This is a genomic window from Mycobacterium sp. (genome assembly GCF_025933915.1).
Lineage (GTDB): Bacteria > Actinomycetota > Actinomycetes > Mycobacteriales > Mycobacteriaceae > Mycobacterium.
Genome location: NZ_JAICZA010000074.1, coordinates 1 through 23,394, shown reverse-complemented (window position 1 = coordinate 23,394; position 23,394 = coordinate 1). Strand labels below are relative to the sequence as shown.

26 protein-coding genes are annotated in these 23,394 nt (G+C 66.0%); 11 read left to right on the top strand and 15 right to left on the bottom strand.

Going from position 1 to position 23,394, the window contains the following annotated elements; all coding sequences use genetic code 11:
• The 7 genes from Q0W90_RS13680 to ag85B all read right to left on the bottom strand — a co-directional run.
• The coding region (locus Q0W90_RS13680; protein WP_297774887.1) for a cytochrome P450 at nt 1–1,137 on the bottom strand (1,137 nt) is incomplete at its 3' end.
• 56 nt (nt 1,138–1,193) lie between these two features.
• The gene (locus tag Q0W90_RS13675; RefSeq protein WP_297596344.1) at nt 1,194–1,616 is read right to left on the bottom strand and encodes a lipoprotein LpqH; all 423 of its coding nucleotides are present in this window, start codon (nt 1,614–1,616) and stop codon (nt 1,194–1,196) included.
• Nucleotides 1,617–1,627: 11 nt separating this feature from the next.
• Entirely contained in the window at nt 1,628–2,461 is an 834-nt protein-coding gene (locus Q0W90_RS13670; RefSeq protein ID WP_297596345.1) for an SDR family oxidoreductase, read from the bottom strand.
• Entirely contained in the window at nt 2,458–2,937 is a 480-nt protein-coding gene (locus tag Q0W90_RS13665) for an SRPBCC family protein (protein WP_297596393.1), read from the bottom strand. The genes Q0W90_RS13670 and Q0W90_RS13665 overlap by 4 nt, the downstream gene beginning before the upstream one ends.
• A gap of 35 nt (nt 2,938–2,972) precedes the next feature.
• On the bottom strand, nt 2,973–3,467 hold the full coding sequence (gene rpfC / locus Q0W90_RS13660) for a resuscitation-promoting factor RpfC (protein ID WP_297596347.1): 495 nt from the start codon (nt 3,465–3,467) through the stop codon (nt 2,973–2,975).
• A gap of 48 nt (nt 3,468–3,515) precedes the next feature.
• On the bottom strand, nt 3,516–4,100 hold the full coding sequence (locus tag Q0W90_RS13655) for a chorismate mutase (protein WP_297596349.1): 585 nt from the start codon (nt 4,098–4,100) through the stop codon (nt 3,516–3,518).
• A gap of 95 nt (nt 4,101–4,195) precedes the next feature.
• Nucleotides 4,196–5,191: a diacylglycerol acyltransferase/mycolyltransferase Ag85B gene (gene ag85B, locus Q0W90_RS13650; protein WP_297596351.1), complete on the bottom strand. Its 996-nt coding sequence runs from the start codon at nt 5,189–5,191 to the stop codon at nt 4,196–4,198.
• Nucleotides 5,192–5,824: 633 nt separating this feature from the next.
• On the opposite strand from ag85B, the gene Q0W90_RS13645 reads away from it, so the two are divergent.
• The gene (locus Q0W90_RS13645) at nt 5,825–6,973 is read left to right on the top strand and encodes a hypothetical protein (protein ID WP_297774886.1); all 1,149 of its coding nucleotides are present in this window, start codon (nt 5,825–5,827) and stop codon (nt 6,971–6,973) included.
• Nucleotides 6,974–6,991: 18 nt separating this feature from the next.
• Here Q0W90_RS13645 and Q0W90_RS13640 read toward each other — a convergent pair whose 3' ends face one another.
• Genes Q0W90_RS13640 through Q0W90_RS13630 form a run of 3 tightly spaced genes read right to left on the bottom strand, consistent with a single transcriptional unit; the run spans nt 6,992 to nt 9,874 of the window.
• The gene (locus tag Q0W90_RS13640) at nt 6,992–7,552 is read right to left on the bottom strand and encodes a YceI family protein (protein ID WP_297700292.1); all 561 of its coding nucleotides are present in this window, start codon (nt 7,550–7,552) and stop codon (nt 6,992–6,994) included.
• A 12-nt stretch (nt 7,553–7,564) separates the two neighbouring features.
• The gene (locus Q0W90_RS13635) at nt 7,565–8,578 is read right to left on the bottom strand and encodes an alcohol dehydrogenase (protein ID WP_297774885.1); all 1,014 of its coding nucleotides are present in this window, start codon (nt 8,576–8,578) and stop codon (nt 7,565–7,567) included.
• 9 nt (nt 8,579–8,587) lie between these two features.
• Nucleotides 8,588–9,874, bottom strand: a complete 1,287-nt coding sequence (locus tag Q0W90_RS13630) for a cytochrome P450 (RefSeq protein WP_297596363.1) — start codon at nt 9,872–9,874, stop codon at nt 8,588–8,590.
• 234 nt (nt 9,875–10,108) lie between these two features.
• Here Q0W90_RS13630 and Q0W90_RS13625 point away from each other — a divergent pair, with 234 nt between their 5' ends.
• The 3 genes from Q0W90_RS13625 to Q0W90_RS13615 all read left to right on the top strand — a co-directional run bounded on the left by Q0W90_RS13625 (nt 10,109) and on the right by Q0W90_RS13615 (nt 11,136).
• Nucleotides 10,109–10,513, top strand: a complete 405-nt coding sequence (locus tag Q0W90_RS13625; RefSeq protein ID WP_297596365.1) for a hypothetical protein — start codon at nt 10,109–10,111, stop codon at nt 10,511–10,513.
• Between the two features lie 11 nt (nt 10,514–10,524).
• Nucleotides 10,525–10,815 (top strand): hypothetical protein, encoded by a 291-nt coding sequence (locus Q0W90_RS13620; protein ID WP_297596368.1) that lies wholly within the window; start codon nt 10,525–10,527, stop codon nt 10,813–10,815.
• Nucleotides 10,816–10,905: 90 nt separating this feature from the next.
• Nucleotides 10,906–11,136, top strand: coding sequence for a hypothetical protein (locus tag Q0W90_RS13615; RefSeq protein ID WP_297596370.1), 231 nt, complete (start codon nt 10,906–10,908; stop codon nt 11,134–11,136).
• Between the two features lie 18 nt (nt 11,137–11,154).
• Here the strand turns inward: Q0W90_RS13615 and Q0W90_RS13610 are convergent, their stop codons facing one another.
• Both Q0W90_RS13610 and Q0W90_RS13605 read right to left on the bottom strand, forming a co-directional pair.
• On the bottom strand, nt 11,155–12,285 hold the full coding sequence (locus Q0W90_RS13610; protein ID WP_297596372.1) for a nitronate monooxygenase family protein: 1,131 nt from the start codon (nt 12,283–12,285) through the stop codon (nt 11,155–11,157).
• A gap of 113 nt (nt 12,286–12,398) precedes the next feature.
• Nucleotides 12,399–12,860: a hypothetical protein gene (locus Q0W90_RS13605; RefSeq protein WP_297596374.1), complete on the bottom strand. Its 462-nt coding sequence runs from the start codon at nt 12,858–12,860 to the stop codon at nt 12,399–12,401.
• A gap of 163 nt (nt 12,861–13,023) precedes the next feature.
• Here Q0W90_RS13605 and Q0W90_RS13600 point away from each other — a divergent pair, with 163 nt between their 5' ends.
• The 4 genes from Q0W90_RS13600 to Q0W90_RS13585 all read left to right on the top strand — a co-directional run bounded on the left by Q0W90_RS13600 (nt 13,024) and on the right by Q0W90_RS13585 (nt 17,809).
• Entirely contained in the window at nt 13,024–13,692 is a 669-nt protein-coding gene (locus Q0W90_RS13600; RefSeq protein ID WP_297596376.1) for a hypothetical protein, read from the top strand.
• Between the two features lie 184 nt (nt 13,693–13,876).
• Nucleotides 13,877–15,826 (top strand): NAD(P)/FAD-dependent oxidoreductase, encoded by a 1,950-nt coding sequence (locus Q0W90_RS13595; protein ID WP_297700274.1) that lies wholly within the window; start codon nt 13,877–13,879, stop codon nt 15,824–15,826.
• Nucleotides 15,827–15,836: 10 nt separating this feature from the next.
• Nucleotides 15,837–16,862, top strand: a complete 1,026-nt coding sequence (locus Q0W90_RS13590) for an alcohol dehydrogenase catalytic domain-containing protein (protein ID WP_297700272.1) — start codon at nt 15,837–15,839, stop codon at nt 16,860–16,862.
• Between the two features lie 20 nt (nt 16,863–16,882).
• The gene (locus tag Q0W90_RS13585) at nt 16,883–17,809 is read left to right on the top strand and encodes a carbon-nitrogen hydrolase family protein (protein ID WP_297700276.1); all 927 of its coding nucleotides are present in this window, start codon (nt 16,883–16,885) and stop codon (nt 17,807–17,809) included.
• Nucleotides 17,810–17,813: 4 nt separating this feature from the next.
• Here Q0W90_RS13585 and Q0W90_RS13580 read toward each other — a convergent pair whose 3' ends face one another.
• Both Q0W90_RS13580 and dtd read right to left on the bottom strand, forming a co-directional pair.
• Entirely contained in the window at nt 17,814–18,725 is a 912-nt protein-coding gene (locus tag Q0W90_RS13580; protein WP_297774884.1) for a class I SAM-dependent methyltransferase, read from the bottom strand.
• A 64-nt stretch (nt 18,726–18,789) separates the two neighbouring features.
• Nucleotides 18,790–19,221, bottom strand: coding sequence for a D-aminoacyl-tRNA deacylase (gene dtd, locus Q0W90_RS13575; protein WP_297601556.1), 432 nt, complete (start codon nt 19,219–19,221; stop codon nt 18,790–18,792).
• A gap of 51 nt (nt 19,222–19,272) precedes the next feature.
• Between dtd and Q0W90_RS13570 the strand changes: the two genes are divergently transcribed.
• Together Q0W90_RS13570 and Q0W90_RS13565 are read left to right on the top strand one after the other, a co-directional pair.
• Nucleotides 19,273–19,578 carry an MTH1187 family thiamine-binding protein gene (locus Q0W90_RS13570; RefSeq protein WP_297774883.1) on the top strand — a complete coding sequence of 102 codons (306 nt, stop codon included), beginning with the start codon at nt 19,273–19,275 and terminating at the stop codon, nt 19,576–19,578.
• A gap of 144 nt (nt 19,579–19,722) precedes the next feature.
• On the top strand, nt 19,723–21,030 hold the full coding sequence (locus Q0W90_RS13565; protein WP_297601574.1) for a competence/damage-inducible protein A: 1,308 nt from the start codon (nt 19,723–19,725) through the stop codon (nt 21,028–21,030).
• Nucleotide 21,031: 1 nt separating this feature from the next.
• Here Q0W90_RS13565 and Q0W90_RS13560 read toward each other — a convergent pair whose 3' ends face one another.
• On the bottom strand, nt 21,032–22,279 hold the full coding sequence (locus Q0W90_RS13560; protein ID WP_297774888.1) for an MFS transporter: 1,248 nt from the start codon (nt 22,277–22,279) through the stop codon (nt 21,032–21,034).
• A 103-nt stretch (nt 22,280–22,382) separates the two neighbouring features.
• On the opposite strand from Q0W90_RS13560, the gene Q0W90_RS13555 reads away from it, so the two are divergent.
• Nucleotides 22,383–23,394: amidohydrolase family protein (locus Q0W90_RS13555; protein ID WP_297774882.1), on the top strand; the 1,012-nt coding region annotated here is incomplete at its 3' end.

Below are 23,394 nucleotides of genomic sequence, written 5' to 3'. Positions count from 1 at the left end.
GTGCCGGCCCCCGGAGAAAGCGAGATGCCTTCCAGCGTTTGGCCGTTCGATGTCGAAGCGGTGCGGGTCGTCGAACACGGCCGGATCCCTGTTGGCGGCAGCCAGATACACCAGCACCAGGTCGCCGCGGGCGAGCTGCCGTCCCGCGATCTCGACATCGCCCCGCGCCATCCGCGCGGTCAATTGCACCGGCGATTCCAGCCGCAGGATCTCTTCGACGGCGTTGGGCCACAACTCAGGACGTCGCCGCAGCGCTTCGAGATGCTGGGGCGCATCCAGCAGCATCCGAATCCCGTTGCCGAGCAGGTTCACCGTCGTCTCGAAGCCGGCCGCGAACACCAGTCCGGCGATCGCCTGAAGCTCGTTCTCATCGAGACAGGTTTCCGCAGAGCCGCTTTCGGCGGTCTGGATCACCTGGCTCATCAAATTGTCGCTGGGGTCCAGGCGCAGCCGCCGCAGATGCTCGGTGAGCCAGGAGCTGAAGCCGGCGATCCCGTCCTGCACGCTGCGGTACTGCCGCCACGGCAATCCGATGTCGAGGCTCGGCGCGGCCAGCTCACCGAATTCCAGGACGCGGGGCCGGTCCGACTCGGGCACGCCGAGGATCTCGCTGATGATCGACACCGGAAGTTGCGAGCAATAGCGTCCGACGATGTCGACCACACCGGACTCGCCGGTCAACTGGTCCAGCAGGTCGGCGGCCGTCTGCTCGACCCGGTCTCGGAGCGCGGCGACCGCCCGGGGCGTGAACACGGCTGACACGGTCTTGCGGTAGCGGGTGTGGTCGGGGGGCTCGACGGCCAGCAGGGACGGCGCCCGAAGCGGATGCAGAAGGTCGTCGCGGGTGCGGCGCTCCAGCCATCGCAACGGTGCCGGCAGATTTGATCCGAAGATCAGCACCCGGAAGTCGTCGGACCGCAACAGCTCGTGGGCGAGTGCGTGGTCGGCGGTCAAATAGGCGACGCGGCCCTTCACCAGCTTGCCCCGGGCCCGCACTTCGTCGTAGAAGCGCACCGGATCGGCGGCCACCGCCGGATCGGCGATCAACCTGGCCTGGACGTCGCCGCGGCGGGCGCCGAACGCCGCGGCGCCCCGGATGAAGCCGTGCATCGCGAACCAGTGCAGTCGCTCCCTCACCGGCCCCTCCTTCGCTCAGGTGTCGGTACGAGCGTAGGCCTCGAGCGTCGAGAGAATCAGCACTCCGCGACGATTTTGAAGTCGGTGGTCACGACTTTATTGGGGTTGCTGCTGTTGATGCCGTACGCGCTGCCCGTGATGGTGTACGCGTTGTTGGTGAGGTCGACATGCGCATCTCCCACCCCCCCTTGCCAGAAGCTGCCGGTGAAGCCGTCGACATTGCGGATCTTGATCCACTGCGGCATGACCCGGTAGCCGCTGAGCAGCACCACCGCTTCGACACCGCCATCGTGGTCGCCGATGTTGATGGTCCGATACATCTGGTCCTGCCGGCACGCCGGGGGACGCGTCGTGTGCGTGGCGCCATCGATGGTCAGACGGGCGGCCCGACGCGGTGTCGTCTGCGCCGCGCTACACCCCGCGAGGCTGACGACGACCGCCGCCATCACCAAAGCCACTGTGCACAAGCGGTTTTGCACCAGCCGACTCCTTACTGTTGCTTTGGCATCAGCGCGGGTAGGGACTTGACGATACTGCGTCGCACGAATTCCGGGCTCAGACCCTTGAACAGATCAATCAAGCGAATGCTCTTGGGCACGTACCAATGCAACCGCCTCTGATTGTGGTAAGCCCGCCACGCCGTCTCAGCCACGCTGCTTGCCGGCATCAACCGGAGCATGCCCTTTTTGGGCGCGATGGCGCGCAACTCTTCGGCCGTTCTCGGCGCGCCGCCGTCCTCGGAGTGGTTGGTCGTCGTGGTGAGGATGGCGGTGTCGATCAGACCGGGCAGCACGTCGGCGACACGCACCCCGTGTCGCTGCCACTCCACGCTCAGGGCCTCGGTCAGCCCCTTGACGGCGTGCTTGGTCGACGAGTAGACCGCGAGGCGGGGCATGCCGTAGGTCCCCGACGAGGACGACGTCGAGAACATCAGGCTGCCGGGGGCCTTCTTCAGGTACGGCAGCGCGCCGTACGCACCGGTCAGCACGGCTTTGTAATTCACGTCCACGACGCGCATCGCGGCGTCATAGGGCACATCCTCGAACCAACCGGATTCGCCGATCCCGGCGTTGTTCCACATCATGTCGAGCGCGCCACCGGTATTGCCGGCGCAGAAGTCGGCGAGGGCGCCATCGAGGGCCGCCTTGTCCGTCACGTCGACGGCGCGGGTCCACAGCCGATCGTCACCCAGTTCTTCCTTCAGCGTGACCAGGCCGTCGTCGTTGCGGTCCACCGCGCCGACACGCCAACCCTTGGCGTGGAACAGCTTTGCGCCCTCGCGACCCATGCCACTGCCCGCGCCGGTGATGAAGACCGACTTCACGACGCGTCAGCCTCGACCACGTCTTTGATGCGGTTCAGCGTCTTGGTCATATCGCGGATGTTGCGGCGCTTGCGCAGAAAGCCGCCGAACAACCAGTACACACCGAGCCACGGCGCCGGGTTGAGCCGAAACGACTCGGTGACGTCCGTCCCGCCACCGCTGGGCGCCAGTCGGTAGTGCCAGTTGTTGACCTCCCGATCACCGAGCAGAACCGTAAAGCCGAATTCGCGACCCGGTTCGCACGCGGTGACCTTGCAGGTCGTCCAATACACCGGTCCCATTTCATTACGCCGGACGTGGCCGCGGAATTTCGCGCCGAGGGCCGGGCCGGTCGCATCGCCCAGCCACTCGGCTTCGAAAACTTCCGGGGAAAACCGCCCGATGTTGCGCACGTCCGCGATGAGATCCCAGACCTTGGCCGCGGGCGCCACCATGTGAACAGTCGCCGAACCTTCCATGGGCTGATCCAAACACAGCTTCGCGCTAGGTCATAGACCGCACGGGCGTTTCATCAGCGCGGGACGGCCGCCTGGATAAGCCCGTTGATGATCTGCTTGATGCCCTGGGCGGGGTGCGAGTACCAACCGATCGGAAGGCCTGACTGCGCACCGCACTTTGGCCAGGGCTCCACGCCCTCCTCAGCGAAAACCCGGTTGGCCACAGCGATTTGCTGCTCCCTGGATGCGGTCGCCGGGTTTCCGACACCGCCGTAGCGGGCCCAGGTGCCTGGTTTGAATTGCAGTCCACCGTAATTCCCGTTTCCGGTGTTGGCGTGCCAGTTGCCACCCGATTCGCATTGAGCGATCGCGTCCCAGTTGGGAGCGGAGTCCGCGCTCACCACACCTGCGGACGAAGCCATCGATGCTGCAACGAACCCGCCGACCGCTACGGACTTGACGAGAAGCTTGCAGAGATTCTTCATGTCAAGCTTTTCGGCGCGTGTGGCCAAAGCGTTACCTATTCGAAAATAGCGCGAGATATGCCTTCTATCTGCGGAAATCGCCATATCGCGACGCCGAAAGAAACGGTTAGAAATTGGTGAGGAAAAATTAAATTATTGCTGGCAATACGACTGAGTCGCTGACCGCAGGGCCCTTTGAAAAAGGCCGTCGAGTCGACGGCCCGCGATGATGCCGATCCTCGCGGCCTCGAGCTGTGGCACGCACGCCGGCGAGTGCAGCAGGCCCCAGTTGGCCGACAGCTGAGTCAGCATCGCCTGGTTGAGGCCATCGATCGCCGACCGTGACGCCGACAGGTCCGGCGAGTCGACCGGAGCGTCACCCGGATTCAGCTTCCAGTCCGCGAACCGGCTGTACTCGATGGCCTCGGTAGCGCTGATCTGGTCACCGAAGACCCGGGTGACGTATTCGCGGTCGAGGTGTTCGGCGACGGCTTGGTCGCCCAGTTCGGCCAACTCCTGCCGGACGCGTACCGGGTCTTCAATGGGCGCGTGCGTATTCCACTTGTACGTGGCCACCGGCTCGGCAACGTGTAACCGTTGGGCGGCGGCGTCAACCAACTGAGCCAGCGGACTCACGCTGTCGGCCCGAGCCGGCGCCGCCAAGATCGCCAGGCTGCCGGCCACCGACCCACAAATCGAAACGAGGTTGACGCGGCGCGCGCGCGTGCTGCGGGGCATGACGACGATTCTGACGCGATTCCCGTCCCTTAACGCACTACTGCGCCTGACGGTGTTGTCGTCAGGCGCAGTAGTAACCGCGGGCGGGCGATCGGTTATCCGCCGCCGCCGCCCGGGGAAGCGCCCAGCGCGCTTTGCAGGTCGGGCTTCATGGCGTTGAGCTGAGCTCCCCAGTACTCCCAGCTGTGTGTTCCGTTGGCATTGAAGTTGAACACGGCGTTGTGGCCGCCGGCCGCGTTGTAAGCGTCCTGGAACTTCAGGTTGCTGCTGCGCACGAAGTTCTCCAGGAACTCGGCCGGCATGTTCGCCCCGCCCAGCTCCGACGGTGTCCCGTTACCGCAGTACACCCAGAGCCGGGTGTTGTTGCCGACCAGCGCCGGAATCTGCAGGCTGGGGTCGTTGCGCTGCCAGGCCGGGTCGCTCGAAGGGCCCCACATGGCGTCCGCCTTGTAACCGCCGGCATCTCCCATCGCCAAGCCGATCAGCGAGGGGCCCATGCCCTGGGACGGATCCAGCAGTGCCGACAGCGATCCGGCGTAGACGAACTGGTTGGGGTGATTGACGGCCAGGATCATCGCCGAGGAGCCGGACATCGAGATGCCGATCGCGGCGCTGCCGGTGGACTTGACGCCCTTGTTAGAGGCCAGGTACTGCGGCAGTTCACTCGTGACGAAGGTCTCCCACTTGTAGGTCGAGCAGCCGGCCTTTCCACACGCCGGCTGATACCAGTCGGCGTAGAAGCTGGATTGACCGCCGACCGGCATGATGACCGACAGGCCCGACTGGTAGTACCACTCGAACGCCGGGGTGTTGATGTCCCAGCCGTTGTAGTCGTCTTGAGCCCGCAACCCATCCAGCAGATAGACCGCGGGGGAGCCGTTGCCGCCGCTTTGGAACTGGACCTTGATGTCGCGGCCCATTCCCGCGGACGGCACCTGCAGGTACTCCACGGGCAGGCCCGGACGCGAAAAAGCATTCGCGGTGGCCGCGCCGCCGGCAATACCGATCAGGCCGGGCAGGGTTACAGCCGCCGCCGCACCGACCAGCAGTCGGCGCCCCCAGCTCCGGACCATCTCGCTCAGATCTGTCATACCTGCCCCTTGTCGGATGTGGTCGGTGTGATCGCGGTCTCACAGGAATTTACCGTGTAAGTCCGTCAAATGTCGATTAGGACGCGAACGCGTCTCGGTTTCGCATCGCTTTCCATCTCGCAATTTCGCCACCCGGGCATCCGGGCGGCGACGACCGGCGAGTACCCACTCCGCGTCCGCCTAACCGGTCCGCTGCGAAAACTGACCGCCAGCAGCGCCGTCCGACCGAGGGCGCGCCCAAAGCGCACGTGATACAGCACATGGAGAAAGCGCGCCAAATGAACCAGACCGGATTTCGGCGCAACGGTAAGCGACGAACAACTCGTCGCGTCTTGACCGTGTGACGGTGCGCCGTCGGTGCACCCCGACACCGGCCATTGTTTGCGTCACCGATAAAACGGCGCGGTGCCCAACACCGTTCAACCACGAACGCGCATCCCCCGCGTGTCACGGGGCTGATGCCGACCGGGGCAGCCTGGCTTGCGCAGACCGCGTAGGCTCTGTCGAAGCAAGCCGATGAAGACCACGCTATCCCGGGTCTGTTCCGGCTCTCACGAACCTCCGCACCAGCGGTTTCATGGTGCGCGTCGGTATGTCTGAGAGCCGAGGCGCGGGACCGATTGGGGCATAGATTTGGACACGGTACTTGGCCTGTCAGTGACGCCGACCGCCGTTGGGTGGGTCCTCGCTGAAGGACACGGCGCAGACGGCACCATCCTGGATCACCAGGAGTTGGCGCTGCGCGCCGGCGGGGGCGTCCGCGCCGTCAGTACCGCGGAGCAAGTGGTGGACGAGGTATTGCGGGTCGACACGGCGGCGACCGCCGACGATCGTCGCCTGCGTGTCATCGGAGTGACCTGGAACGACGAAGCATCGGCACAGGCTGCGCTCGTATTGGAGGCGTTGACCGACGCGGGTTTCGACAACGTCGTGCCGGTCCGGTTCCTCGAGGCCATCGAGACTTTGGCGCAGGCCATCGCACCCGTCATCGGTTACGAGCAGACCGCGGTCTGCATCTTCGACCACGACGTCACGACCGTCGTCATGGTCGACACCCACGATGGGGAGACCCAGACGGCGACCAAGCACGTCCGCGGCGGCCTCGACGGCCTGACCCGCTGGCTGACCGGCATGTTCGACCGCAACGGATGGCAGCCGGGCGGCGTTGTCGTCGTCGGCGCACACAACGACATCGACGGCTTCTCGTGGCAACTCGAAAAGGCCTTGCCAGTACCGGTTTTCGTGCAGTCGATGGCCCAGGTGACGATCGCGCGGGGCGCGGCGCTGTCCGCGGCCCGCAGCACCGAATTCACCGACGAACGGCTGGTGGCGCGTCACAGCGAACCCATTGGATCAGCGCCCGCTCGGCAACGGCACTTGTCGTATGCCGGCGCCCTCACCGCGCTGGCCGCCGGCGCGATCACCTTCGTCGGCTCGGCATCACTTGCGGTGGGAATTCACGTGGGTCCGGCCAGCGCGACCGGACCCAAGCACGTCACCCATTCGCCCACGCCGCAGGCGGCCGAGGCCGTCAAGGCCGTCGCGCCGCTTCCGGCGGCCCCACCGATCACGCGGCCCGCGGCACAGGCCGGGCCGCAGGCCGGCGAACCGGCTGCCGAGGCGGCCGCTCCAGAAGACCAACCGGGCGCTGGTGGCGACCGGCAATCGGATTCCGGTAACCGACAGCCTTACTTGACCCGGGTGCTCGAGCACATTCCCGGTGACACCGGCGACCCGGCGGTTGATTCCACGCCGCATGCAGCGGCTGAGCCGCGGCCCTGATTCCTCCCGAGCGGAAAATCAGCCGTCCTTGGCGTGAACCGCGGAAAAGGTCAACGAGACGACGTCTGCGACCTGGACCGAGCCCATCAGCACCGAGTAGGGCTTGACGCCGTAATCGGTTTGACGGACCGTGGATTCACTCGACATCCGCCATGAGTTCGCGAGATCCTCTGTGTGCAAGTCGATCACGTGATCACGCGAGGTACCCCGGATCTCCAGGGTGCCGGTGAGGCGGTATCCGTGGTCGGCCCGCTCGATAGCGTCCGCGGTGTAGCGGATCTCGGGGAATCGGCTGGCGTTCAACGACTTCAATGCGTTGGATCGCACCTGGGCCTTCTCGGTCCCGGACAGTCCTTTGACACCGCCGTCACCGCGCAGCACTTCGAACGAATCGACCTCGACCGCAAGCTCCGCGCTGACGGGTTGGGGGCCGTCCCAGCCCACCGTGGCACGCCAGCGCGACATCGCGATGACGAGACGATGGCCCATCCGTGCCGCTCTGCCGGCAACGCCGGTGTGGAGCAACAATTCGCCGTCGGCGGGGCCGATCGTCCACACCGCGCCGTAGTCAGAAGTCACGAACCGACTGTGTCACACGGTCAAAACGGTGCGGTAATGCGCTCGCCCCTGCTCCAATGCCGCATAGCCGTCGGCCGCCTGCGACAACGGCAGCTCCTCGATCCACGCCCGAACACCGGACAGGACCGCGAAATGCATGGTGTCTTCGACCTCTTTGGCCGTGCCGGAGGGATGGCCGACGATGCTGAGTCCCGGGGTGATCAGCTGTACGGGGCTGATCGGCAGCGGCTCGGGTGTGACCCCGATGGTGACCAGTTCCCCTTGGGGGAGGATGCCGCCGACCGTGGCGGCCATGGCTTTCGAATTGCCCGCCGTGGCCAGGACGACCGTCGCGCCGCCCAAGGCCTTCAGCGCTTCGGCGGGATCGTTGGCCGTCGAGTCGATGTAGTGATGGGCGCCCAGTTTCCGGGCGTCCTCGGCCTTGCCGGTGCCGCGGTTGATCGCGATGGTCTCGAAACCCATCGCCCGCGCGAATTGCACGCCGAAGTGGCCCAGTCCGCCGACACCGAGGATCGCCACGCGATCGCCGGGCAGCGCCTTGGTGTGACGCAGGGCGTTGTAGGTTGTCACGCCGGCACACCCCATCGGGGCGGCTTCGGCGTCGGAAAGTTCGTCCGGTATCCGGGCCAGCGCGCTGACCGGCACGGTCACCGATTCCGCGTATCCGCCGGGATATTGCCAACTCGGTACCTTGCCGTTCTCGCAGTGGATGAACAGGCCTTTGCGGCATTGATCGCAGCGATAACAGCACCCGCCGAACCAGCCGACCGCGACACGATCACCGATCGCGAAATCCGTGACGCCGTCGCCGATTTCGGCGATCGCGCCGGCGATTTCATGCCCGGGCGTCAGGGGCCACGAAATGCCTGGGAATCCGCCGTTGACGAAGTGCGCGTCGGTGCCGCAGATGCCGCACGCGGTGACGGCGAGGCGCACCTCGTCACGACCAGGTGGTTGAGTCTCGACCTCGGCCAGCTCTAAGGGGCCGCCGGCGGACTGTATACGGACAGCGCGATGCGTGGGCACCGGATTAGCTTAGGGCGCGCCAGGGGATTTCGCCGCGCCGTCGCTGTGGTAGTCGACCTGCCAGTGCTTGATCCCGTTGAGCCAGCCCGACCGTAGCCGTTCGGGCCTGCCGATCGATTCCAGGTCCGGGATGCCGTCGGCGATCGCGTTGAACATCAGGTCGATCGTCATGCGCGCCAGGTTGGTTCCGATGCAGTAGTGCGCGCCCGTGCCGCCGAATCCCACGTGGGGGTTGGGATCGCGCAGGATGTTGAAGGTGAACGGGTCGTCGAACACGTCCTCGTCGAAATTGGCCGAGCGATAGACCATCACGACGCGCTGGCCCTTTTTGATCTGAACGCCGGACAGCTCGTAGTCCTCCAGCGCGGTCCGCTGGAACGATGTGACCGGGGTGGCCCACCGAACGATCTCGTCGGCCGCGGTGCGGGGACGCGCCCTCTTGAACAGCTCCCACTGATCCGGAAAGTCGGTGAAGGCCATCATGCCCTGGGTGATGGAGTTGCGGGTGGTCTCGTTACCGGCCACCGCCAACAGGATCACGAAAAAGCCGAACTCGTCGTCGGACAGCTTGTGGCCGTCGATATCGGCCTCGACCAGCTTGGTGACCAGATCGTCCCCCGGATTCTTCGTCCGCTCGGCGGCCATCTGCATGCCGTACATGATCAGTTCGACCGACGCCGTGATCGCGTCATTGCTGGCGAACTCGGGGTCCTGGTCGCCGACCATCTCGTTGGACCAGTGGAAGAGTTTCTTGCGGTCTTCCTGCGGCACGCCCATCAGTCCGGCGATGGCCTGCAGCGGCAGCTCGCACGACACCTGCTCGACGAAGTCGCCGCGCCCCTCGGCGGCCGCCTCTTCGACGATCCGCCGCGCGCGTTCGGCGAGATCGCCGCGCAGGCGTTCGATGGCGCGGGGCGTGAAGGCCCGCGAGATGATCTTGCGCAGCCGGGTGTGTTGCGGCGCATCCATGTTGAGCAGGACGAACTTGCCGCGCTCGATCTGCTCGCCCACCGTGCCGTCCTTGTAGCGCGGCAGGGCCGTCTTCTGCAGGCTGGAGAACACGTCGCTGCGCAGGGAGATCTCTTTGACGTCCTTGTGCTTGGTCACCACCCAGAACCCACCGTCGTCGAACCCGCCGACGCCGATCGGTTGCTCGTTCCACCAGATCGGTGCGATCCGGCGCATTTCGGCCAGCTCTTCCACGGGCAGCCGCTCGGCATAGATGTCCGGGTCGGTGAAGTCGAAGCCGGGGGGCAGATTGGGGACGGGCTTGGCCGTGTGCTCGGCGGTTGACATGGCGCACTCCTTGATACGAAGTCGTCTAGGCGTCCTTGTGCAAGGAAACCACTGCTGGACCACGGTTGGGAAGCGTTGAGGCAAGTTTGTCGGGCACAAATTGGAACGTGTTCCTCACCTCGGCCTTCTCATTCGCGACGAGATCGCGGTCGCACGCCGAAACCATCTTGTGGCCGGCCGCCCGACCGATATGCTCTTGGTGCAGGTCACCGGCGACGACAGGCGGGGTGAAAGATGATTCGGGAATTGCTGAGTGCCGCTTCCATAGCGGGCATCACGATCGGCATGGCGCCGTGCGCGGCCGCGGACCCGCACTATGAGGGCGACGTTCCGGGCATGAATTTCCAAGCGTCGCTGGGCGCTCCGTGCGACAACTACGAGCGCTTCATCTTCGGACGAGGGCCCAGCGGCCAGGCCGAGGCCTGTCATTTCCCGCCGCCCAATCAGTTCCCGGCTGCCGACACCGGGTACTGGGTGATTTCGTACCCGCTGTATGGAGTCCAGCAGACCGGCGCGAAATGTCCGGGCTCGCAGGCGGCCGCGCAGACTCCGGACGGGCTTCCCATGTTGTGTCTGGGAGAGCAGGGGTGGCAGCCCGGATGGTTTACCGGGGCAGGATTTTTCCCGCCCTCCGACTGACCGGTACGACGATGGACCGTAGTGAGCCCGGCACACCGCCCGTGCCCCGCTGGCTACGTTTCGTGCTCGCCTCGGATCGTGCCGGGTCGGCGTGGTACATCGGCACCGGATTTTTCTTCGCGCCGGTGCTGGCCGTGGTTTCGCCGTGGCCCGCAGTCACCGCCGTGCTGTGGGGCATCATCGCGCTGGCCGGGCTTTGGCTGGGGCTGCTGGGCATCGCGATGGCCATCGGGCTGGCCCGAATAATGCGCTCCGGGACCGAAATTCCCGACGACTACTGGCGCTCCCTGGTGCACTACTAGGTCGCAGCGTACGACGCGGTACCGGCGAGAAATGATGCCGTATCCCGTCTAGAGTCGAACCAACGGACCTGCGACAAAAGGAGACTCGAGATGGCCTTCACCCCCAAAGATGCGGCCGACGCGGCGAGGGACATCGCGACCAACGCCGTGGAGAAAGCCTCCGACATCGTCGAGCACGCCAGCGACATCATCCGGGGCGACATCGCCGGCGGCGCCAGCGGCATCGTTCGGAATTCCATCGACATCGGCACGTACGCGGTGGACCGCACGAGGGAAATGTTCACCGACCGGGACGACGTCGAGGACGTCGACGACGTTTGACCCCGGGCGCCCGCGTCGTCAGACGGAGGCGGCCTCGTTGAGCTCGTCGAGCCGGTTGGTGGCTTCGAGGTACTCCTGCACCCAGCGCTCGATGACCGTCGACGTCTTCTCCACCTTGGTGAACTGGCCGACGACCTGGCCGACTGGGTTGAACGCCACGTCGACGGATTCGTTGGGGTACCTGTTCGTGGCCCGAACCGCCATGCCGGACACCATGTACTGCAATGGCATACCGAGGGGCTTCGGGTTGTCCGGCTGCTCCCACGCCTCGGTCCAGTCGTTGCGCAGCATGCGGGCCGGCTTGCCGGTGAACGACCGGCTGCGGACGGTGTCGCGGCTGCCCGCCTTGACGTAGGCCTCCTGCTGGACCGGGGTGTTCGAGGATTCCTCGACCATCAACCACTGCGATCCCGTCCATGCGCCCTGCGCGCCGAGAGCCAGCGCCGCCGCGATCTGCTCGCCGCTGCCGATGCCACCGGCGGCCAGCACCGGGACCGGGGCGACCTCCTTGACGACCTGCGGCCACAGCACGATCGAACCGACCTCGCCGCAGTGGCCGCCGGCCTCGCCGCCCTGGGCGATGATGATGTCGACGCCCGCGTCGGCATGCTTGCGGGCCTGCGAGGGGGAGCCGCACAGCGCGGCGACCTTGAGTCCCGCATCGTGAATGTGCTTGATCATGTCGGCCGGCGGCGTGCCGAGCGCGTTGGCGATCATCTTCACCTTCGGGTGCTTGAGCGCCACCTCGACCTGGGGCGTCGCCGTCGCCTCGGTCCAGCCAAGGAGCTGCAGGCTGTCGCCGTCGCTGTCCTCGACCGGCACACCGTGATCGGCGAGGATCTTCTTTCCGAAGTCAAGGTGCTCCTGCGGCACCATCTTGCGCAGCGTGTCGGCCAACTCGTCCGCCGACAGGTGCGAGTCCATGCCCTCGTACTTGTTCGGGATGACGATGTCGACACCGTAGGGGTGGTCGCCGATGTTCTCGTCTATCCAGTTGAGCTCGATCTCCAGCTGCTCCGGCGTGAAGCCGACGGCGCCGAGCACGCCGAACCCCCCGGCCTTGCTGACTGCCACGACGACGTCGCGGCAGTGGGTGAAGGCGAAGATCGGGAACTCGATACCGAGTTCGTCGCAAATAGGGGTGTGCATTACAACTCCTGGGATGCTCGCCGAATTGGAACGTGTTCTAGTTTAATACGGAGTGCACTGACGTGGCCAGCCGGTCCTGACCTGCGCCCCGCTACTACGACCCGTCGCTGAGCTCAGATTGCGGTGCTGTTCGCGGCCCACAGGATGAGAAACGCGAATATGCAGGCGGCGCACACCAGATGGTCCCGGCACACCGATCGAGCCAATCGCGTCTGCTCGGACGGGCCGTCCTCGCGGTGGCCGAGTCGCACCGCGTTGGGCACCGTGTACGTCATTGCCAGCATGACCGGAATGCCGGCAAGCGCGGCCGACGCCACCAGCAACCACCCGGAGTCGTGTCCGCGCGCGGCCTGCAGCACGAGCGTTCCCAGCAACGTGGCCATGACGAGAGCGATCACATGGCTCATCGGTCGCGATGACGTCGTCGCGCGGTGGTAATAACCCGCGATGGACGCCAGCACGGACTCGGGCAGTTCGGTTGCCTTTCGGTAGCGGAAAACCTGCACGTCAAAGATCAAGTCCATCCACAACACGGCGAGCAGGAACCCGCCGCAGGCCATGAGCAACGACGCCATGGCACTCACCCCTCCGATCCATCCCCGGCGCAGCGCCGCAGCGCAGTCGCCACTTGGACCCATTGTTCTCGGCGGCGCAAGAGGCATCGGGGCGCCGGCAAAGCCGGGGGTCGCTCGTCGCGATTCGCGTGCGGACCGACAAACGTGAGCCTAGGGTCGACGAATGAACTGGATGACGCTGGTGCTCAACGCCGTCGTACCGCTGGCATCCGTGATTTCGAGCGCAACCGTCGCGATCTGGACGAAGCGCATCGACGCCAAGAACAAGGCGGAAGACCGCCGCCACGAACGCGCGCTCGACTTCGAGAAGCGGGCGGCCGATGACAAGAAGGCAGTATTGAAGTCGCTTATCTCCGCGACCGTATACGTCAAACGCGCGGCCCAATACGAAGGCGTCGGCACCGCCGAGGAGATCGCGAGCCAGCGCCGCGCCGAGGCCCTCCGGGAGCTCTACGACTTCCGCATGCGCCTGGGCCTGGACGACGGGGTAGCCGAGCTGTTGGTCTACGCCGCGCCGCCGGTGCGCGACATGGTGAGTCTGCTACTCGACCAGTGGGATCGTCAGTTCCGCGAGCACGGCTACTCACTAACCCAATTGGATTCGTGCAAGCGCGAATTGGCGCAGACCACGGCCTGCCCTGCCCCACGTGAGGACGTGACCGTGTATTACGAGGGCGAACTCAAGTGGTCCGAGCTGAGGAAGGTGGAGACGGTCTGGCTGGAGAGGTTGGGCAGGGAATCGGATCTCGATCTCGGCGCACTCGTGGACCTATGCGACCGCACCCTGGAGGCCGCGCACAAGGACTTGCGCGGCGGATACGGGCTCGAGTAAATCGGTGCCCACCGCGTACCGACGCCTGCCACTGAAACGCCTCGCGGATACGGACGGCGAGGCCGACGGGCCGTAGCGTCGAACGCCTTGATCCCGCGCCGAGCAACCGGGTAGCGTAGTGCTGCCAATTACGAAACCGTGCGTAGCGTAATTGGCTTCCAGGCCACCGAGAGGATCTCCCTTGATGCGCAGCCGCTACGCCGGCGATCCCTTCACCACATCCACCCCCGAGATCGCCACCGCGCTAGAAGATGTCAGCATCCCCACGCTGTTGCTCTCGCTCGTCCACATCACCGGGGATCCCCGCTTCATCCGGGACTTCACGCAGATGGGCATCTTCCTCAACGAGGTCCAGGGCTTCATGTCGGAGGAGGACAAGGCGCGCGCCCGCGCCGAGGCGTTGTCGGTGATCACCGAGTATCGGGACCGCGGTTGCCCCGAACCGGAGCCGCTGAGCCCGGAGCTCATCCGGGAGATGCTGGACTGGGCGGCGTGTGAGCACGTCCCCGACGACTATCTCTCCCTGGTGTCCGAGGAGCTCGATCTCGACGGCGTCGACCCCCGCCGGCCCGCCGCCCTGCCGGCCGAGCGCACGGCGCAGCTTCCGGTGCTCGTGGTCGGCTGCGGCGAATCCGGCATCCTCGCCGGCGTGCGCCTCAAGCAAGCCAACATTCCGTTCACCATCGTCGAGAAGAACGCCGGCCCCGGCGGAACATGGTGGGAGAACAGCTATCCCGGCGCCCGGGTGGATGTGGCGAACCATTTCTATTGCTACAGCTTCGAACCCAACAACGACTGGACCCATTTCTTCGCCGAGCAATACGAGCTGCAGGACTATTTCACCAAGGTCCTCGACCACCACGACCTGGCCGGCCAGGTGCGTTGGCAGACCGAGGTTCTCGCGGCCCAATGGAACGACGATGACGGCTCGTGGAACGTTTCGCTGCGACCGGCCGACGGCCACACCACCACGATGCGCGCACGGGCGCTCATCACCGCGGTGGGCCAGTTGAACAGGCCCAACGTTCCCGACTTCGCCGGAGCGCGAACCTTCGGGGGCCCTGCGTTTCACTCGGCGGCCTGGGATCACTCGGTCGATCTGAAAGGCAAGCGGGTCGCCCTCATCGGCGCCGGTGCCAGCGGCTTCCAGATCGCCCCCGCGATCGCGGAGGACGTCGAGCACCTCACCGTGTTCCAGCGGACCGCGCAGTGGATGTTCCCCAATCCGACCTATCACGACGAGGTCGGCGACGGTGTGCGCTGGGCGATGCGCCACCTGCCGTTCTACGGGAGGTGGTACCGCTTCCTGGTGCTGTGGCCCGGCTCGGACAAGGGTCTCGACGCCGCCGAAGGCGACCCGGACTACGCCGATCAGGACCACGCCGTCAGCGACATCAATGCCGCCGCGCACATGATGTTCTCCCAGTGGATCACCAGCCAGGTCAGCGACGACTCGGAGTTGTTGGCCAAGGTGATGCCGGACTATCCCGCCTGCGGGAAACGAACCCTGCAGGACAACGGCAGCTGGCTGCGAACGCTGCAGCGCGACAACGTCGAATTGGTGCGCACCACCATCGAGAGGATCACACCGCGCGGCGTCGTCACCGATGACGGTGTGGCACACGACGTCGACGTCATCGTCTACGCCACCGGATTCCGGCACACCGATGTGCTGTGGCCGCTGAAGGTCACCGGCCGAAACGGAGTCGACCTGCACGACATGTGGGGGAGCAGGCCCTATGCCTACCTCGGGATCACCGTTCCCGAATTCCCGAACTTCTTCATCGTCTACGGGCCCGGGACCCACCTCGCCCACGGCGGCAGCCTGATCTTCCAGTCCGAACTGCAGATGCGCTACATCGATCAGTGCCTGGCGCGCCTGGCCGAGACCGACGTGCATTCCATCGAACCGAAACCCGACGCCGCCACGGAATGGCACCGACGGACGCAGACCCAGATCAAGAAGATGGTGTGGTCGCATCCCGCGGTCAGGCACTCGTATTTCAAGAACGCCGACGGCGAGATCCACACCGTCAGCCCGTGGCGTCTTAACGAGTACTGGTCGGCGGTGCGCGAACCCGATTGGTCACAATTCGTGGTGCGACAGAACGATCAAGCGCGACAAGGGAAGTGAGCACGCACATATGCGCACGGTAGTGGTCGATGGGCCCCGCAGCATCCGGGTCGACACCCGCCCCGATCCCGGGCTTCCGGGTCCCGACGGAGCGATCGTCGAGGTGAGTGCCGCCGGAATCTGCGGATCCGACCTGCACTTCTACGAGGCCGACTTTCCGATGCCCGACCCGATCGCCCTCGGCCACGAAGCCATCGGCACGGTCGTGGACGCCGGACCCCAGGTGCGCAACGTCAAGGTCGGCGATCAGGTCATGGTGTCGTCGGTCGCCGGCTGCGGCGTCTGCGCGGGGTGCGCCACCCGCGATCCGGTCATGTGCCACTCCGGCTTTCAGATCTTCGGCGGCGGTGTACTCGGCGGCGCGCAGGCCGATCTGCTGGCAGTGCCCGCCGCCGATTTCCAGCTACTGAAGGTGCCCGAGGGAATCAGCACCGAGCAGGCGTTGCTGCTCACCGACAACCTCGCCACCGGCTGGGCCGCGGCGCAGCGCGCCGACATTCCCTTCGGCGGCACCGTGGCGGTCATCGGCCTGGGAGCGGTCGGCCTGTGCTCACTGCGCAGCGCGATTTTTCAAGGTGCCGCAACCGTTTTCGCGGTAGATCAGGTCGACGGCCGGTTGCAGCGCGCCGCCCAGTGGGGGGCAACACCCGTCAAAGCGCCGGCGCTCGAGGCGATCCTGAGCGCCACCGGCGGCCGCGGCGCCGACGCGGTGATCGACGCCGTCGCCACGGACACGTCCCTGACCGAGGCGCTCAACGCCGTACGGCCGGGCGGAACCGTCTCGGTCGTCGGCGTGCACGACATGAATCCGTTTCCCCTCAACGCCCTGGGCTGCCTGATTCGCAGCATCACGCTACGGATGACCACGGCGCCGGTGCAGCGGACCTGGCCGGAATTGATCCCGTTGCTGCAGTCCGGCCGCCTGGATGTCGACGGCATCTTCACCACGACAATGCCCCTGGACGAAGCGGCCAAGGGCTATGCGACCGCGGAGTCGAGATCGGGTGCCGATGTGAAGATCTTGTTGAAGCCTTAACTTTTTATGGCAGCATGATCATCATGCGCTGTGCCGCAATTCAGCTCGAAGCCGTGCCCGCAGACGTCGACGCCAACCTGTCCAGCACCGAACGTCTCGTCGAACGCGCCGTCGCCGCGGGTGCGGATACCATCGCGTTGCCGGAGTTCTTCACCACCGGAGTCGGCTTCTGGCCCGAACTCGCCGATGCCGCCCTCCCGCCTGACGGCAAAGCGACCGAACTTCTGCTGGGCCTTGCGCAGCGCCACGGCGTCATGATCGGCGGTTCGCTGCTGATCCGAGATACCGACGGAAACGTGCGCAATGCTTACCTTCTCGTTACGGCGGAGGGCCTTGCCGGCCGCCACGACAAAGATCTACCGACGATGTGGGAGAACGCGTTCTACGTGGGCGGCCACGACGACGGGGTCATCGAGACGGGCGCTTTGACCGTGGGTGCGGCGGTCTGTTGGGAGTTGATGCGTACCCAAACGGTGCGCCGACTGCGTGGACGTATCGATCTGGCGATGACCGGTTCGGGCTGGTGGTCGATCCCCGACTGGTGGCCCAGGACCAGCTTCCGCCAGATGGAGGCGCGCAACGCGGCGACCGCCATGCGAGCCGCGGCCTCATTCGCGGGCTACGTCGGGGCACCGGTGCTGCACGCGGCGCACGTGGGCGGGCTGCACTGCCGCATGCCGTGGCTGCCGTTGGACTACGACGGCCGGTTCGAGGGCGGCACGATGATCGTCGCCGCCGACGGCACGGTGTTGGCCTGCCGAGACCAGGCCGACGGCGAAGGCATCGTCGTCGCCGACGTCGAGGTTGGACGACGCGCCCCGACCACCCACGCGCCCAAGGGTTTCTGGCTGCACCGGCGCGGCGCGCTGGCCGCGATGACATGGCACTACCAACGCGTGCACGGCCGGCGCTATTACCGTCGCCACGTCGCGCGCGCCGCGGCCTGAGTGGTCACCGGGTGGCCGTGATGTATTGGGACCGCATGAAACCGTCGATCTTCACGTCGACATCCGGCGGGGTCATTCCGTAGCCGGCCTGTAAGTCGAGCGTGTTGCGGACGGGTTCGACGGCCCATCCGTGCGCGGTGAGCCACTCCGCGGGGTCCGACTGCGGTTCGTACGTCAGAGCCGAAAAGTCAACATTGCCGGACACATTGACCCCTGGGTGAGTTGTCTCCAAGGCGTGGAGCTGGTCGTGGTCCAGGCGCGACCCCAGCGCGCCGATCGCAATGCGGCTGCCCGGCGCGCTGAGCCCGCTGATCCGGGTGACGAGCGCGTGCTGCGCCTCGTCGGTCAGGTAGGGGAGCACCCCCTCCACCGACCAGGCGCTCGGGCTCTCGACGTCAAATCCGGCCTCCTCCAGGGGCCGCGACCAGTCGGTGCGCAGATCGGCGGCGACCTCGATTCTGTGCGCCTTCGGCGCCGCGCCCTGCTCGCCGAGCACGCGTGCCTTGAATTCGAGCACCTTCGGCAGATCGACTTCGAAAACCCTTGTGCCCTCCGGCCATTCGAGGCGGAAGGCGCGTGAATCCAGCCCGGCGGCGACGATCACCGCCTGTCCTATGCCTGCCTCCCCGGAGGCGGCGAAAAAGTCGTCGAAGAACCGGGTCTGCACGCCGTAAAGGCGCGGGAAAGCCATCTCATCCTCGGAGCTACCCGGGTTCGCCAGCACCCCCGCCAGATACGGGTCCCGCGAGGCGGCGATGAAGACTTTCGCGTAGTCGTCGCGCACCAATGGCTGCGGGCTCACGGCATGCAGCGCACGCCAACCCGCCACGAGCAGCGCGGTGTAACCGACGCTGCTGACGATGTCCCAGTTGTCATCGTCGGAGCGGAGCGATCCGAATTCAGGTGTCGTGCCCACGGTCGCCTTCCCGTCACCGCGGCCAGTAAAAGCCGGCTTTCCCCAACGTACCCGCGGGCCGGTCTCAGAGTTCCAGGAACACCGTGACGGGTCCGTCGTTCACCAGCTCGACCTGCATATTCGCGCCGAACAGCCCGGTCTGTACGTCGGCGCCCAGTTCCCGCAACGCCGCCGCGAAGTCCGCCACCAACGGCTCGGCGAGCGCCCCGGGCGCGGCCGCATTCCATGACGGGCGGCGGCCCTTGGCGGTGTCGGCGTAGAGGGTGAACTGGCTGACGACCAGGATGGGGGCGTTGGCGTCGGACGCGGACCGCTCGTCGGCGAGAATCCTCAGGTTCCACAGCTTCTCGGCGAGCCGCCGTGCCTTGTCGCGATCATCGGTATGGGTGACGCCGACGAATGCCAACAGGCCCTGCCCATCCGGCCGGATGGCGCCGACCACCGCGCCCCCGACCGACACCGTTGCCGACGAGACCCGTTGCACCAACACCCGCATGGGCGTCGATGCTGCCAGACCGGCCGGCACGGGGTTGGGTACGCTCGTTGAGTGTCGGTGCTCGTCGCGTTTTCCGTTACCCCGATGGGGGTCGGCGAGGGTGTCGGCGAGATCGTCGCCGATGCGGTCCGGGTGGTTCGTGACTCCGGTTTGCCCAACAAGACCGATTCGATGTTCACCGTGATCGAGGGCGAAACGTGGGACGAAGTCATGGCCGTCGTGCAGCGCGCGGTCGAAGCTGTGGCCGCCCGCGCGCCCAGGGTCAGCACGGTGATCAAGGCCGACTGGCGGACCGGCGCCAGCGACGCGATGACGCAGAAGGTCGCCTCGGTCGAGCGTCACCTCTCTGACGGCTAGCGTGGTGCCGCGGTCCGAAACGCTCGCTCGGCCGCGTTGGTGATCGTGTCGACGTCGAGTTTGGTCACGTCGGCCTGAAGTACCTCTGACTCGATCATCGGCGCTTGGTCTCCCAGAAGCGCCCCGCAGTCCATGCGTAGGCTCATCCCGGTGAGCGCACGCGCAGGCATCGTTGTCACCGGTACCGAGGTCCTCACCGGACGCGTCCAAGACGCAAACGGTCCCTGGATCGCCGATCGCCTCCTGGAGCTGGGCGTCGAGCTGGCGCACATCACGATCTGCGGCGACCGCCCCGCCGACATCGAAGCCCAGCTGCGGTTCCTCGCCGATCAGGGTGTGGACCTGATCGTCACCAGCGGCGGCCTGGGGCCCACGGCCGACGATATGACCGTCGAGGTGGTGGCGCGGTTCTGCGAACGCGAGCTGGTGCTGGACGCCGAGGTCGAGGAGAAGATCGCGAACATCCTCAAAAGGCTGATGGCGCGCAATCCCGCATTCCAATCCGCCTTGGATCCCGGCACTTTCGAGTCGCTGCGGGCCGCCAATCGCAAACAGGCGATGGTTCCGGCCGGGGCGCAGGTGCTCGACCCGGTCGGCACCGCGCCCGGCGTGGTCGTGCCCGGCAAGCCCACCGTGATCGTTCTCCCGGGGCCGCCGCGCGAGCTGCAGCCGATGTGGCACACGGCCATCGAGACGCCGGCGGCGCGGGACGCGATCGCCGGCCGGACCATCTATCGGCAGGAGATGCTGCGGATGTTCGGGCTGCCCGAGTCGGGTCTGGCCGAAACGCTGCGCGATGCCGAAAATGCGGTGCCCGGCTTCGGGCAACTCGAGATCACCACCTGCCTGCGGCGCGGTGAGATCGAAATGGTCACCCGCTACGAGCCGGACGCGGCCGACGCGTACGCCCAGCTCACCAAGCTGCTGCGCGAAAGACATGGGCAGCAGCTCTACTCCGAGGACGGCTCGCGCGTCGACGATCTAGTTGCGCAACTGCTGGCCGGCCACCGGATTGCGACGGCGGAGTCCTGCACCGCGGGACTGCTGGCGGCACGGCTGACCGACCGGCCCGGATCGTCGGACTATGTGGCCGGCGGCGTGGTCTCGTACTCGAACGAGGCGAAAGCGGAGTTGCTGGGTGTCGACCGGGCGTTGATCGAGTCGCATGGCGCGGTGTCCGAGCCGGTGGCCGAGGCGATGGCGGCAGGCGCGCTGCAACGCTTCGGTGCCGACACCGCGGTCGCGATCACCGGCATCGCCGGGCCGGGTGGGGGCACGGAGGAAAAGCCGGTGGGCACGGTCTGTTTCAGCGTGACGGTGGGGCCGCCCGGTTCAACGGGCCGCACGGATACCCGCACACTGCGTCTTCCCGGCAACCGGTCGGATATCAGGGAACGGTCGACAACGGTGGCCATGCACCTGCTGCTTCGTCTGCTGAGCGGCACCGGCTAGTTCACCTCACTTCGGTTGCAGGGAAAGCACTTTCCGTCGTGCCGAAGCGGATCCCCGTCGCGTCTTTGCCGATCAGCGTCAGCACCGTGACCGCGATCAACACCGGCACGATCGTCGCCGCCAACGCGAACGGGTAGCCGTGGGATTCGGCGAGACGTTCCTGGATCGGTAAATTGAATGCCGCCAACAGGTTTCCGAGTTGGTAGGTCACCCCGGGGTAGAGGCCATGGATGGCATCCGGCGACATCTCGGTGAGGTGGGCGGGGATCACGCCCCACGCGCCCTGCACGGACAGCTGCATCACAAACGAACCCAGGCATAGCATGGCCGCGCTGCGTGAGTATGCGAACAGCGGCACGATCGGTAGCGCCAACATCGCACAGAAGACGACCGTGTAGCGGCGACCCCACCGCTGCGACAGCGTTCCGAAGACGAGCCCTCCGATGATGGCGCCGACGTTGTAGACCACCACGATCCACTTGACCGTCGTGCTGGACAGGCCGGCACCTTGATCGGCGTGCGCGCCCAAGAACGTGGGGTAGACATCCTGTGTACCGTGGCTCATCCAGTTGAAGGCCGTCATCAGCAAAGCCAGGTAGATGAAGCGCCGGACGATCGCGCCGCTGCGCAGCACGTCGCGGATTCTGGTGCTGGTGAGCTTCATCCGGTCTTGTGCGGCCTCCCACACCTCGGACTCCTCCACCCGGTAGCGAATGATCAGGCTGATCAGGGCGGGGACGATGCTCAGGCCGAACAACCAGCGCCACGACAGTCCCAGCCAGTCCATCACCACCAGGGAGGCGACGCTCGCCAGCAGGTAGCCGAACGCGTAGCCCTCTTGCAGCAGCCCGGAGAAAAATCCGCGCCGCTGCACGGGAACCTTCTCCATGGCGAGCGCGGCACCAAGCCCCCATTCACCGCCCATGCCAATGCCGTACAGCAGCCGCAGGATGACCAACACGGTGAAGTTGGGCGCGAAGGCGCACAGGAAGCCCACGACGGAATAGAACATGACGTCGACCATCAGCGGCAGCCGCCGACCGACGCGATCGGCCCACAGACCGAACAGCAGCGCGCCGACGGGACGCATGATCAGGGTGGCCGTGGTGACGAACGCGACCTCGGCCTTGCTGTGGTGGAACGTCTTTGCGATGTCGGCGTAGACGAGCACCACGATGAAGTAGTCGAAGGCGTCCATCGTCCAGCCCAACAGCGCTGCGATGAACGAGTTTCGCTGATCGGCGGTCAACTTCTTTTGCGGACTCTGTGTGGTCACGTCAGCATCGTGGCCCACCGGGCCCGTCGGCGCGACCTGTTTCGCCGCGCACGATCCGAGAGTAAGTTCCGGATACATGCGGATCATCGACGCCGACGGCCATGTCGCCGAAAATTCTTCGCTGGCAGTCGAAGCGATCAAACGATGGCCGGAACACGTCAGGCCCAGCACGAACGGGCGGCTCGGGTTGACGCTCGAAGGCCGCAACTATCCCGAGGACCATGGCCCGGGCGCCGGCTGCCCGCCCGAACATGGGATCAGTACGGCACCCGATATCAACTGCCGGTCGGCCGAAGGCGTGCTGGGCGACGCCGATCGTGATCACATCGACACCATGGTGCTGTATCCGAGCCTCGGCCTGTGCGCGCCGAGCCTCGAGGATCCCGAATTCGCCGCCGGATTCGCCCGCCTCTACAACGAGTGGATCGCCGATTACTGCGCCTCGTCGGGAGGGCGGCTACGAGGCGTCGCGGTAACTCCGGTCGAGCATGGACAGCTGGCGATCGACGTCATGACCGAGGCCAAAGACCTTGGGCTGGTGGCGACTTTGGTCCCGCCGGCGCTCAAGACCCGCAACCTCGACCACCCCGACCTCGACCCGTTCTATGCCGCGGCCGTCGAACTCGGGATGCCGCTGGGCGTGCATGGCGCGCCGGGCATCCATCTGCCCAAGATCGGGGTGGACCGCTTCACGAATTACATTCAGGTGCACTGCATCAGTTTTCCGTTTGACCAGATGACCGCGATGACCGCCTTGGTCTCCGGCGGCGTCTTCGAGCGCCACCCGGAGTTACGGGTCGCCTTCCTCGAAGCCGGCGCCGGCTGGGTTCCGTTCTTCATGGACCGGCTGCACGAGCATTACGAGAAGCGCGGCGATTGGGTGGAGCGCGGCTGGCGTCGCGATCCGCACGACTATCTGGCCGCGGGCAACATCTGGGTGACGTGTGAGCCGGAGGAGCCGATCCTGCCCGGGGTGATCGACGTGCTGGGCGCCGATTTCATCATGTTCGCCAGCGACTACCCGCACTGGGACGGCGAGTGGCCGGAGAGCACCAAACACCTGCGAACTCGTGCCGATATCAGCGAGG